At 43.6% G+C, this 14282-nt stretch carries 3 protein-coding genes; 1 reads left to right on the top strand and 2 read right to left on the bottom strand.

The window, feature by feature from the left end:
- Position 1: 1 nt before the first annotated feature.
- Both MTF70_RS08550 and MTF70_RS08545 read right to left on the bottom strand, forming a co-directional pair.
- Positions 2-1720 carry a hypothetical protein gene (locus tag MTF70_RS08550; RefSeq protein WP_248393930.1) on the bottom strand — a complete coding sequence of 573 codons (1719 nt, stop codon included), beginning with the start codon at positions 1718-1720 and terminating at the stop codon, positions 2-4.
- Positions 1721-2470: 750 nt separating this feature from the next.
- Positions 2471-12958, bottom strand: a complete 10488-nt coding sequence (locus MTF70_RS08545) for a tandem large repeat (RefSeq protein ID WP_248393929.1) — start codon at positions 12956-12958, stop codon at positions 2471-2473.
- Between the two features lie 253 nt (positions 12959-13211).
- Here MTF70_RS08545 and MTF70_RS08540 point away from each other — a divergent pair, with 253 nt between their 5' ends.
- Complete coding sequence (locus MTF70_RS08540) at positions 13212-14186, top strand: peptidoglycan DD-metalloendopeptidase family protein (RefSeq protein WP_054865523.1); 975 nt, start codon at positions 13212-13214, stop codon at positions 14184-14186.
- The last annotated feature ends 96 nt before the right edge of the window (positions 14187-14282 follow it).

Here is a 14282-nt window from a genome sequence, read left to right as displayed (position 1 = left end):
TTTATAATAGTTCCGTGAGTTCAATGTCTTGAAAAATTACTGACATTAAGACCGTTTTATCTGAGTTATGAGATCGGCAATGACGGGTTAGATTGACCCTTTTAACTTCTGGTAACCAACCACTAAACACGACTTCTTTACAATACTGATCCACAAACTCAGCCTCGCGCAAAAAAATCTTTTGGCTCCATGTTTCATCAACACACGCCAGTTGGAAATAATCATCTGGTTGATCGCATTGGGGGTTACTCTTATAAGTAATTACGATGCCTTCACTTGGGGAGTTAACAACAGCGGCAGCAACACCCTGCTCTTTTTGACTGACGACATTGTAATCTGATTTGCTTAACACTTGAGTATCTAGATTCGGCAGCGAAATCACAGGTTCGGAGCTCGCATCAAAGTTATGAGCAGAAGAATAATCACTGAGGTCTACTTTAACCGCTTTCTCGTTATTCCCGCTCTTTAACTCGTTGAGTTGCTGAGTATTGAGTTGAGCCCGAGAATAATAAAGAGCAACATCACTCTGTACGCTGCCGTTGATTTTGTATGGAAGCCAAATATGAGGCAAAGGAACACCAAGCGGCTCTCTCTTAGTTTTACTTCCAGCCTTAAATGGACTCAACTCGGTTTGAAATAATTCTCTGTATGTTTCGCCTTCATTAGGCCAATCAGCAACCACTACCTCAACTTCTTCTCCCGTAAGACCAAAAACACGGGCGCAAGCGTATTCGTCCAACACGCCCTCATAGACTTTTTTACCGTCTTGGTACAGTTGAAACGCTTCCCCTGACAGAAATGCTTCGGAGTCTTCATCATATAAGCTGATATCGACCGATCTTTGAGGCGAGGACTTAGTGCTTTGGTAGAGCGATAGATCGACATCAGAAAAGCGTCCGTCGTTTTGAACTTGGATTTCTCGCCAAACTTCTGATTGCCAAACGACATAAATATAACCGCGATCAATAGATACATACCCTGAATCACTCTTATGAACTGGAACTACCGGCACCAACACGTTATCCCACTCATCCATTTGAGTTTCTTTATCAACGGGTTGCAGGTCTTCGGCGAGTTTAAGCAAAATTGGCTGAGGCTGGTCAGTGCAAGGGATTTTGATATAGAGCGTTTTGCCCTCAGCTTCGAGATCTTTAAATATCGCGAGGCTGCGGTGTTTGTTTTCTGTATCAGCCTTGCCTACAGTCACTTTTTCTTTTTGAGCTTCGGTTTTTCCCAACATCAAACATGCCGCGTTGCTAGACCACTGCCCTGCAAACTCGACAACGATTTTTTGATCTGGGCTTGGCTCAGAGGGGACATGCGTGTAACTACGAACTAAAGCAACATCGTCGGTAACCTGCTTGTATCCTGCTTTAAAAGCTTTGCTTTCATTCGAAGCAGATACAGAGTCAACGAGTGATTTAAGTCTAGGGAAGCTTTGCAGCTGAGAGTCCGTCAATGGCGAACGACGAGCAACGGTAGATAATGACACCCAATTGCCTTTCCCCAATTCGATTCTTATCGCAGCTAGCAATGCGCTGGTCGTGTTTTTGGCAGAGATGGAAATCTTTTGCGCCAATTCTTTAGGGAGGTTTCTAAGGATGTCATCTGAATTTCGCAAACGCGAAAGCTGTCCTATACACTCGTCCGGTGTAAGAACATAAGATAGCTCGTTGGAGGATAGCTTCGAGCTAGGTATAAATTTGCAAACTAAATGCATTTGAATTCTCCACAACCAACATCGTAAATATGGCTGCGGTGACAATTAAGCTGATAAGGCTTACAAGTACGATTTGGTCTGCGTATCCTACTTACTTAGCCATTTATTTTCAACGAGATAGAAAAATCGCCCGAAATCAAAAACACCAAAAAAATGGCGACTTTTACTATTAAAACATGCGATTTAACCACAATAAAAGCCAGTAACATCACCCACTCTGTCAAAATGGTAAAATCTTACTATCTAAAAAAATTTAATTTATGGACTGAAGTTAACAAAAATTGTAGTCACGTGCGCTTCAGGTAAGCACGAGGAAATTCAGAAGTTTATGAGGTGCCCTCCTCAGCAACAAACAACAAATTGACTGTTACTGAGGAAGTTTAAATAAAAAGGTGAGCGCATTACGCACTCACAAAAGTAACTGCTCTGAAGCTTGCTAGGATTAAATTTGCTTCATCGCGAGTTAAAGAGGCGAGGTATTACCCATCGACCTCATGCAGAACACTATACTCAGAGTATAGAAACGAGCGTAAATATATAATATTTAAAAAGATTTTCAACGCGACACATTCACCACAGCACCTGCCGAGCGACCATCACAATCACTTCATACACACCTAAAAGCAACATTGGCCTAGTTATTATAGTTATTCAGCCTTGTATTAAGACGATTCATTAATTCGAGTAACTTATCAATAAAGGCAATTATTTTGATAAATATCACAAAAAATCCCAAAGAAATAAAGCGAGCTAAACGCTCGCTGTACTTGCGAAACGATCATAGTTAAATGTTGCTTGAGCCTCTTCGGCAGAGGCGGAAAGCTTGTTGGTACCATTTACATAAATCGTCACTACCCCCTCCTTCAGTCCTGAAAGATCTAAATCAGTTGTCCATGAGTCTGAAAGCACGGTAGCCATGCCTGTGGCTTCTGTACCATCAGCGTCGACTGCTTTAATATCTATGAACTCACCATCTTCAAACCGTTCACTGCTACCACTTACTGTCACGCTTTCCACTCCAGTAACATCGTTGATAACGTCTAGGTGTATTGTCGGTGTAATTGGCATGGAGTAAGCCGTGTTCTGGCCACCGGTATTTCCTGATAAGTCTTGGTAGTCACGAACAAGCAACGCCACATTGAGCTCTGACGTGCTTGGTACCACCACATCACCAGTCCAAACACTTGGGTCCGCGGTTGCCACTAATGAAGTGATCGTCGTACCACCTAACTCTGCTGCGGCGGATTGCAGATCTTTATCGAATTCCAGCGTCACCGTCACGCTTTGGCCGATGGCTTGGTGCTCAGGCGTAAACGTCGCGTTAGTCAGCGTTGGCAGAGACTGCGCCAGTGTAAAGCTCTGGCTTTCACTCACTTCAATGCCCGCAGAGTTCGTCCCCGTCACCATCACAGTATAAGTACCATTGGTTTGGTGACTCATGTCCATTGCGTCACTGATCCAAGTGCCACCGGCTTGTACTGTCGCGCTGCCGCTTTTTAGTACCGTCGCGCTGCCTTGGGCTTTCACTTCAAGACGCAGGGACTGACCGTCAAAACGTGTCGACGTGCCTTCGAATTGTAGTGTGGCGGCATGCGTTTCATCCACATTGCCCACTGGCGTAATAGCTAAGGTCGGCGTGATCGGCATGGAGTAAGCCGTGTTCTGGCTACCGGTGTTTCCTGATAAGTCTTGGTAGTCACTAACCCGCAACGCCACATTGAGCTCTGACGTGCTTGGTACCACCACATCACCAGTCCAAACACTTGGGTTCGCGGTTGCCACTAACGAGGTGATCGTCGTGCCACCTAACTCCGCTGCGGCGGATTGCAGATCTTTATCGAATTCCAGCGTTACCGTCACGCTTTGGCCGATGGCTTGGTGCTCAGGCGTAAACGTCACGTTAGTCAGCGTTGGCAGAGACTGCGCGAGAGTAAAGCTCTGACTTTCACTTACTTCAATGCCCGCTGAGTTCGTCCCTGTCACCATCACGGTATAAGTGCCGTTGGTTTGGTGACTCATGTCCATTGCGTCACTGGTCCAAGTGCCACCGGCTTGTACCGTTGCGCTGCTGCTTTTCAATACCGTCGCGCCGCCTTGGGCTTTCACTTCAAGACGCAGGGACTGACCATCAAAACGTGTCGACGTACCTTCAAATTGTAGCGTGGCGGCATGCGCTTCATCCACATTACCCACTGGCGTAATAGCTAAGGTTGGTGTGATCGGCATGGAGTAAGCCGTGTTCTGGCTACCGGTATTCCCTGAGAAGTCTTGGTAGTCACGAACAAGCAACGCTACATTCAGCTCTGACGTGCTTGGTACCACCACATCACCAGTCCAAACACTTGGGTCCGCGGTTGCCACTAATGAAGTGATCGTCGTGCCACCTAACTCCGCTGCGGCGGATTGCAGATCTTTATCGAATTCCAGCGTCACCGTCACGCTTTGGCCGATGGCTTGGTGCTCAGGCGTAAACGTCACGTTAGTCAGTGTTGGCAGAGATTGCGCCAGTGTAAAGCTCTGGCTTTCACTCACTTCAATACCCGCTGAGTTCGTCCCCGTCACCATCACGGTATAAGTGCCATTGGTTTGATGACTCATATCAATCGCGTCACTGGTCCAAGTGCCACCGGCTTGTACTGTCGCGCTGCTGCTTTTTAGTACCGTCGCGCTGCCTTGGGCTTTCACTTCAAGACGCAGGGACTGGCCATCAAAACGTGTCGACGTACCTTCGAATTGTAGCGTGGTGGCATGCGTTTCATCCACATTGCCCACTGGCGTAATAGCTAAGGTTGGCGTGATCGGCATGGAGTAAGCCGTGTTCTGACTACCGGTATTCCCTGATAAGTCTTGGTAGTCACGAACAAGCAACCCCACATTCAGCTCTGACGTGCTTGGTACCACTACATCACCAGTCCAAACACTTGGGTCCGCGGTTGCCATTAATGAGGTGATCGTCGTGCCACCTAACTCTGCTGAGGCGGATTGCAGATCTTTATCGAATTCCAGCGTCACCGTCACGCTTTGGCCAATGGCTTGGTGCTCAGGCGTAAACGTCACGTTAGTCAGTGTTGGCAGAGACTGCGCCAGTGTAAAGCTCTGACTTTCACTCACTTCAATGCCCGCTGAGTTCGTCCCCGTCACCATCACGATGTAAGTGCCATTGGTTTGATGACTCATATCCATCGCGTCACTGGTCCAAGTGCCACCGGCTTGTACTGTCGCGCTGCCGCTTTTTAGTACCGTCGCGCTGCCTTGGGCTTTCACTTCAAGACGCAGGGACTGACCGTCAAAACGTGTCGACGTGCCTTCGAATTGTAGTGTGGCGGCATGCGTTTCATCCACATTGCCCACTGGCTTAATAGCTAAGGTTGGCGTGATTGGCAATTCGTGAGCGGTGTTATCCTCACCTATGTTGCCAGTCAAATCTTTAAACTGACTAACAACCAAGTCGACACTTAACAGCGCGGTGCTCGGAACTTGTACATCACCAACCCAGACCTTTTTATCTGCCGTTGCTGACAGAGAACTAATGCGATTGCCGCCAAGCGTAGCGGTCGCCTCTTGGAGCTCTTTATCAAACTCAAGCGAGACACTCACGCTTTGCCCCACGCTCTGATGCTCGGGGTTAAATGTCACATTGGTCAGTTTTGGTAAGGTTCCTTCAACCGCGATACTTAAGCTGCTTCCTTTTCCAGGAATGGTGTTGGTACTTTGATAGCTATTGTCTTCTACCTGAATAGTGATATTTTTATCTTGTTTTTCTGGGCTGACATAGTTAACCGTCCACGTAATATTGTCTGAAGTCGACCAAGTATCTTGTTTTAACGTTCCTGTTACACCGCTATCACTAGCGACAAGATGGACATCTGAGATATCAAAGTTCGTAACTTCTTCTGTAAAGTTAAACGCAAGCGTAATCTCTTCGCCTCCAAAAAGAGGGGCGCTTGAGGCGGTAGAGATACTTAGCCCGGGAACGGTTGCCGCTTCCACATGCGCGTCAATAGAACTTTCACTCTTGTTATCCACCTTGTCTGTTGCTGCCACCGTGATCGTATGATCGCCTTTCGGTAACAAATAGCTTATGACATAAGGCCCCGCTTCGGTTGTCGGCTCAGTAATCGCTTGAGGAGCCACTGTGCTACCACCACTCACCGCTTTTGACGTGACGAGATTTAAATTTTTATCTGTAATGTATGCACTAATTTCTAGTTGATACTTATCGTTTGTCGGCACCTTAGAGGTTTGATTAGCACTTAAGCCCGAAATACTTGGAGCGTCATAATCAACAATAGATTCGATAACCTTTCCATCATAACTTTTGCCTAGTAATTCAAAGCTTGTATTCTCTCTTCCAACTGAGTCCGTCACCGTCACCTTAAGGGTGTATGACCCTTGGTTATCGACGGCAAAGTTCATCATTCCATTACCACTAGATGAGATAACATCACCTGAGTAACGCAAGGAATCACCGAGGCTTGAAATAAGCTCCACAGAATATTGTGAAGCTTTCACTCTTTCTCCTTCCACAGTAGATACCGTAAACGGCTGGCTCGCCTTGGTAAAAAACAGTTTCCCACCCTGCAAACTCGTAATCCCATCGAAATCAATCGTGACTTTAGGAACACTAATATCAATGACTTTTCTGATGTCTGAATATAGCCCAACACTATCTGTCGCTTTGATATCAACCGTGATTGAACCACGCCCCTCTAACTGAGATTTCGGTAGTTCAAAGTACGTAGATGAACCATTCCCATCCTCTACTCTTTCTTCTTGATAACTCGGGTTTAAAACCGAGTAGTTTACTTTTGTGAGGCTGCTACCAGTGTCCGTTATGTCAAAACGAAAACGAACATTATCTGGATTTGTTGGCGATTCGGTTACGATTATCTCATCGCCAACACTTGGAGGTGTGTTGTCAACTTTAATATCAACGTTCGCTTCACCGACTCTCGACCACACATCCGTTGCAGTAATCGTTGTCCTGATCGTTTTTCCATCCGCATCGCTAGGAAGTTCACTTGTAAATGTTGAACACTTGTAGGTTGGGTCATCTGCACACACCTCTAATTGTGCAAACTTCTCCGGATTATCTTTATAGTTGTAGGATTCCGTTCCAAACCTGGCCATCACATTGTCTAGTCTAGAGTTTTCATACAGCTTAATTCTGAATTTGGCGACAAGCTGCTGACCATTAATGGTTGTGTTTCCGACCGGATCAGTAATTTCAACGACTACCGAACCTTTAGGTAATTCAAGCATTAGATCGTGCTCTGGCGTCAAGTTTCCTGCTAAATCAGATAAGTTCTTGATTTTGTATTCTTGAGTTGTACTCAGGCCATCAATAATATCGGCATAGGATTCAGAATACGTACACTTGATATTTCCAACACCTTTGGCACAAGTCGTTGGTGTATAAGCTTTGTTGCCAAGATTACGAACCAATTTTGGATATTCATCTGAACTTTCGGTATTCACGCCTGATAAAGCATCATTAAAAGAGAGCTCAAATGTGAGCATCTTCTTCTTCAAAGCTTCATCAAACCAAACATCACTTCCTTTAAAACTGTATGAGTTACCATCCACGACTGTCGGTGCATCAATATCCACCATCGAGAAATTGAACTTGTTGATCGTTTCACGCCCATTTGTACCCAAGGTTTTAGTGATCAAAGTAACAGGTGCTTTGGTCATGTTTTGCCCAACATTGACACTACAACTGTAAGGTTCTTGCGATACGTTGATAACACCAGAAGTTGGTTGCTCATTAGTTGGTGGCGCATCTAGAGAGTTGTATTCTTCACGAACCCAACACTCTAACGTTTTGGCCTTGACCGCACTCAATGTAGTAAAGGTGACATCAAGAACACCATCAGATAAGTAATTTTGGAAGTCCAGCGGGCTTTCAACTGTTAGAACCACGCCTTCACGCTGTACGCTAAAGGTTTGGTTTACTTTTCCAACCTTTCGGTCTTTTTCATCAAGGTAACGAACTTTGTTATAAACCTTGATATCAAGTTCATAATTACCATCTTTGGCAATTTGTGTAGAAAGCAACGTTGCAGTCCAAGTGCCATCTGCGGTTTCTGAGAACGTAAAGTTAGTCCCGTTTTGCTCTCCAGAGAATCTATACGTTGAGTCAATTCGATCAACGCCACTATCATCAACAATATCAAGCGTAAGTACGATATTCCCATCTTGATAGATGGTGTTGTTTGTAATTGGCGTTCCATCCGTGTAACTCATCGCCAGCGTCACCTGCGGGATTGAGTTGTACACTTTGACGGTAAAATCTTGCTCATCACTGGTTAAGGTTGTGTTGCCACGAACATCAGACCCTTTTAAACGAATCTTGTGTGTACCCGTACCTAAATCACCAAGGCTCACTTTGAGATCCTCATTGATTTTTGTACCAGAAGAGCCAGGTAATGGTTCCAGATCGCTAAACGTCCAATACTCTAGGCTTTCTCGATTTACGCCATTAATTGAAACATCACCGTTTGCATTTAGGTCTAGCGCCGTTAGGTCAAAGACATAGTTACCTAAGTAGTAGTCATTCGCATTGAAACCACTTAAGCCTAATGTTGGCCCATCACGATCAAGAATAACCTTGTGCGTGTTAGAACTAGACTCAAAACCATAAATATCGGTTGCTTTTACATACAATGACGTTGTTTTTTCATCTTCAGAAATGTCTATTTTATCTGTGTCACTCTTGATAAGAGACATGACAAATTCTTTAGATGAATCCGTTGGCACAATTGTCTTAATTGGCGAATCTTTACCACTTTGATACAGCGAGACTTGCTCAAGGTCTGAATCGTCTATTACGGATTTAAATCGCACATTGAACTCACGCCCTATGACATAGTTCTCTTTAGACAATGTGTCTTCAACCCAAGGCGTATTTAGGATGATTTCAGGGCCTTTGTTATCGACTTGGAAGGTAAATTTCCCTGTTGTACTAACATTGGCAGGGTAAGCGTTGTCCGTCGCAGTGACGTAAAATTCATTCCATTCATCGTAATCAAATGCTTTTGAAACCAGTTGGACTTTGACGTCAGGCTGTTCACCAACTAGGTATGGTACGTCACACGCCTCTGTTAGAGGGTCACAGCTTTCTAATGTCAGAGCCTGACCAGATCCGCGGCGCAAATCTATTTTTACGTTATTGCCAGAGCTTAACGTCCCCCAATCAATGACAGGTGCCCATTGGTTATTACCACCTAAACGGCTTTGAACCTGCTCACTTTTTACAATAGGGGCTTCAGAGTCGATACGAATATTGAATCTCGGAGCGGTGCTAGTTAACTCTGAAACGGAGTTACCTAAGTTGTCCTCTGCTGCTGCAACAACTAACCAATCTCCATCACCAGGATAAATCGTAGAGCCTTGATTTGAACAAATCTCGCCCGTACATAGTTTGACTTTAAACGCGTCTTTCGAGTTACTTGCAAAGTTTTCTGGTGTGTATGTTACTTTTTCACCGGTTTGCTGGTAGAAAACAAGGCCCCTCGAGGCAAGCTTATCACCAACAATATCCTCAACCTTGAAGGTTAATTCATGAGTATTGTTCGCATTTAAATAAATACCGTTTTCTACAGGTTTACCATCGACATCATTCGGTGGAAGGTAAGTGGCCTTAGGGAAGTCGTTATCAATAAACACCGATTCTATAAACGGAGATTTACCATTGTAACCATACGCATTGCCATGTGGGTCCATAGCACTGGTCTCCACGGCAAACTCTATAATATCTTTTAGTTCACTAGACTGGGAGTTAAGGGTGAAGAAGTACTCTTTTCGATAAGCATTGCTGCTGTCTGAGTTTTCTACGACGTTGATGTCCAGTGGTATTTCAATGTTTGGCTCATTGGCTTGATACCACATCGTGCTAAACTTCGGGCCGTGAGCGTCGGTTCCTACAATACCAGAAGGATCGTCTAGGACAATTTTAGAAACAACCTCGCCAGCGATATAAAGCCTATTACCAACCATCGTCTCTCTACCGCTTTCAATGGTTAATTTTGGCTGCGGCGGCAAGGTATCGATACTGCTACCCTCTGTATCAAAAATGTTCTTACCATTTAAGTCAGGATTAGCCATCGAAATATCATCAGCATAGAGCTGCGCGATATTGGTCTCAATACCGTATTTGCTCGCCATGATTTCATAATAGGATTGCGCCAGATCTTTTCGGTAAGTTTCAGCGCCAAGCGTGTAAGAATCGAGCGTAACTTGACTTCCTCCGGCCCCTATACCATTTGCTTTTCCATCGTAGCTAAAATCATCGTAAATAGCAGATGCAAAATCTAATGAGTTATTTCTTGGCATTCTCTCGGCAATACTATCAATTGCTTCAACAAGGAATCGGTGTAGATAGTCATTTGATGGCTTGTCTGGAATCGCTTTAGTCGTAAGCATTTCATTGGTTGCATAAGACACAACCGTTGGATCAAACCCAAAGAATGAGTTGTTATTCGTACCTGATAACGCGTAGCGCACCTCATCAAGAATTTGAATCGCACGTTCTGAAGTTTTCTCTCCCGCTGTCACTTGATCCCACTGGAAATCAAACAAACCAGTCTGATATGTCGATAGTTCAGTAATATAGTAAGTTTGAGAACCTTTGAGCTTAAAATACACACCAATATTGGCCTTGTTTAAGTCAACCGTTACTTTCTTGGTCCCTGGATCTCTTTTCCATTGGTAATAGTATGGCTCACTACCTTCGATACCAATTAAACGAACACGCATGAAATCATAATTCACTACGTCAGTTGTGGTTTCACAGCTCGCTACGTCAAGAGCCATAGACTGGTCACTTTCCAGTTGCTGGATAGTGGTACAACTTGCAAGTGAAGTGAATTCACCACTTGGGCTCAACCCTTCAAGTTGAGCTCGCGCACCAATAAATGGTGTCACCACTTTTATGGTTGGTAGGTCAAAGCTACTTCTAAAATATACTTCTCTTGGAGTACTTTCGTTATCAGACTCATCGATGGTTTGAATGACTAACTTTTGACTACTGTTTTCTGATACCGATTTAAAGCTGTCACCCAAAATATCTCTTACAAAAGGAATGTAATAGATGACATCCTCTACTCGCCCATTGCTATCTAACAGCGTTTCGTGCGGAATTTTTGCGATGTAATCGTCATCTGATGCCGTTGTATCAATAACTTGCTGAAGTGAGTAGTTGTTATCGTTGTTTTGGCTTACGTAGTACTTGACGACGAGCTTAAGCTTATTAGCGTTGGAGCCTAAAACCGTATCGGTGTTTACGTCTGAAACTTTCACACGAACATAAGGGATTTTATTCTCTTTCAATAAATTAGCGTTGAAGTTACTAAAATCTATCCCTTTTAATGAGTTCTTAATCCCTAAACTTGCGTACGCATAATCAATCTTCAGGAAATCGCGGCTTGCTTGAACATTGTCTGGGGTGTACGTATCTTGAGAGTAGATACCATCGTAAGTGGTTCGTTCACCATCTAAACCCACATTTACGTACGTCATTGACGTACCTTCAGGATAGGTTATCGTCTGTGCTGGCGCTTGATCGTCACGACTTACTGCATGCTGCGCAGAGCCCGTATTGCCTTTGCTATCCCTCGCTCGAACCTCAAAGACCGTCGTAGATAGGAATTCATCAGTTGGGTAAGCCTTACTAAACTCACAAGCATTTCCAGACTCTACAGTGACAGGAGAACATGTGACGCCCTCATGTAAGCCATCTTTAAATGAAATACTGACCGAACTAATCTCTTGCGAGCTTTCTTTTACAACCCCTTTCAGAACGTATTCTTTAAGTTGGTTATTAATTGCACTCGCCGATGTAATATCGATAACAGGCGCATCGTTATCCCATTCAAAGTTGATATGAAGACCCGAATGGCTGCCTGGAATTAACTCATTACCCAGTACATCCGCTGTATATAAGACTAACCGTGCTGCTGTTACGTTTGAGAGCCCTGTGGCAGGGTTCATATCTACACTATCGATCTCTTTGGTATTAATGTTAACTTTAACGTTGGTCTCTCGAAGGCCAACTTCAAAATCATCAAATTCAACCGAACAGAATGTGCTTCCAAAATCTTGTATGTCGTTACATTGAAATTCACCAGACCAAGAGCCATTAATCTGATACTGAATAAAGGCGGATACGTCTTCTACACCGATATCATCAACAATTTTTAGATCAACTTTATCGGTGCCAGCAAGTACATCACGGTCAATGCGTGTCACGATAGGCGCTGTGGTATCGATCTCCGTCCCATCTCGCGGTGGAATGACGCCATCTGTACTGCCATATGTACCTAAGTCATTAAGCTTCTTACTAAAGTCGACATAGTCGGCAGCATCAGTACCAGAAATATTGATACTTGGGTCGTTTACCACGATCAAAACATGTTGAGATAAGTCACGTGTATAAACGTCGCTGTTTATCTTTTTCTGTCCAAAGCTGAGGGGAGTCACTGCTCCGGAAGTCTGGCTCACTTCAAGACCATCAAGAACACCATCTGCAATAACATCCCGATATTGGATGTCAGCGAAGTGCATCGAAGTGTAGACGTTATCGCTGTTGCCGTATTTTTTAATAAGATCGTAAGAGTAAGACGAGTATGCTGTTAATAAAGCGCCGTATTGATGCCCTACACTAGCAAAGCTGCTTTGCCCACCTTTGGTAATATCAATAGGTTTGGTCTCATTTACGTCAAAGCCATACATGCTATTGATACTATCCAAAGCAGTTGAAAAGGCACTTTCATCTGTGGCCCCCTGAGAAATTTTGTACTTTGCCAAGCCTGCTGCCAAGTTCGACAGCGGAGTAAGCATTAACTTTTGCTCACTCCCCTCTTTAAAGTTCACAACACCTTCAAATTTAAGTGTCTTCGCATTACTCACAGATACCGTTTCATTTGTAAACGGATCGGTATAACTCCCCTCTTTTGCAACAACAAAAAGAGGCATTGACGAAGATTCAAACTCTAGCAGATAGTTTCCGAAGGCATCAGACGTTGTGTTAGCCAACTTCCGACCTAAGTTTCCATTTTTGAACTCGAAAACCTCAATCTTGGCGCCATTGACTGGGGCGTCAAACACCATACCGGAAATGCTTCCTTTGCTTCTAGCTGGCGGTGTGTTGTCTCCTCCATCACCACCACCACATGCACTCAATAAAAGAGATGTAAGCGTAAGACCTAATGTTAATTTCAGCGTATTTTTAGCGAACATAGTAATTTGGCAAAATATATTTTCCCGAGATTATATTATTGAAAAATATTTTCTCAACGTGACATTAACACCAACAAAATAGGCATAAACACCAAGCCAACCGTCACTTTGACTGAATTATTAAAATTATTCTTACATCCTATAATTATTAACTTAGTTAAAACAGAGGAATTACTCATGCTTTAATGCTAGTTTTTATTTAAAATATTATACTCTACGCACAACTGTCAGTATTGATAAATCAACAAAACTAATGACTATTTTAATAATAAAAAGGAGTGTGCAAGCTCCTACCGTAGCCTTTATCACTACTGCGTTAATCATATTGATTAGCGTATCGCTTTCTCACTACTTCCTCACTCCTGTGGATAGGCTACCTACCATCAAGCCTTTAGAATTCGAAAGTAAGAATGTGCAGCCACCAATTAATAAGAATACTCGTAGGCAAAAAATCACTATCGGTGTTGTTGAATACTCTTTTGTCGCTTCATTATTAAAATCAGGAGTGAGTCAAAAAGAGATCAACTTGCTATTAGCACTTATCAAAAGCAAGTTTAATATTATTGACTCTATTAAAAGAGGTGATAACTTTATCTTAAGAACTAAATTAAATAGTAAAAATGAAACTTACATTAGTTCTTTTTACTATTTAGGCAGTAAAACTGATTTATTTATTATCAATGATGGTCACGGTAACGTATTTGATGAGCATGGTGTGTCGATAAATAATCAGTTCATGTTTTCTTCACCCTTTGATAAAAACTACAGAGTGAGCTCTGACTATGACTTAAAGCGAACACATCCAGTGACCAATATAACGACTCCGCACTTAGGCACTGATTATGCCACACCTGTAGGTACACCGATTCGTAGTATTGCTGATGGCGTCGTTTTAAAGTCCCGCTACAACCGTTTTGCCGGCAACTACATTAATATCCGCCACACAAATGGCTCTGTATCACGCTACCTACACTTATCTCAGCGCAACGTCCATGTTGGTGAGAAGATCAGCCGAGGACAAGTGATAGGGAAAACGGGTAACACAGGAAGAACAACAGGGCCGCATTTACATCTTGAACTGCACATCAATGGTGTTCCGGTTGATTACGAACGATACATTCAAAGGCACCCAAACACTGACGTAAATATAGAAATGCTGATTGCAGCGAGAAAAGAAAAAGCAGAGTTAACAGCGGAATGGCAACGGTATGAGCAGTCAAATAGGTAACAACAGCCACTTCGATTCGCTCTTTCTTCATTTATCTGAAGCGAGTCCTCGTAACCCTCTGAGCGCTTCGTAGTCTGTCGCCACTAACCAATTTCA

The sequence above is a fragment of the Vibrio sp. 2CM40D genome (genome assembly GCF_023161825.1).
In the GTDB taxonomy this organism is placed as follows: domain Bacteria; phylum Pseudomonadota; class Gammaproteobacteria; order Enterobacterales; family Vibrionaceae; genus Vibrio; species Vibrio alginolyticus.
This window is presented reverse-complemented; position numbering and strand designations above follow the sequence as displayed.

Excerpts from the sequence above, each read along its gene's own strand:
- MTF70_RS08550 (WP_248393930.1), bottom strand. The coding sequence starts at position 1,720 with ATGCATTTAGTTTGCAAATTTATACCTAGCTCGAAGCTATCCTCCAAC.
- MTF70_RS08545 (WP_248393929.1), bottom strand. The coding sequence starts at position 12,958 with ATGTTCGCTAAAAATACGCTGAAATTAACATTAGGTCTTACGCTTACA.
- MTF70_RS08540 (WP_054865523.1), top strand. The coding sequence starts at position 13,212 with ATGACTATTTTAATAATAAAAAGGAGTGTGCAAGCTCCTACCGTAGCC.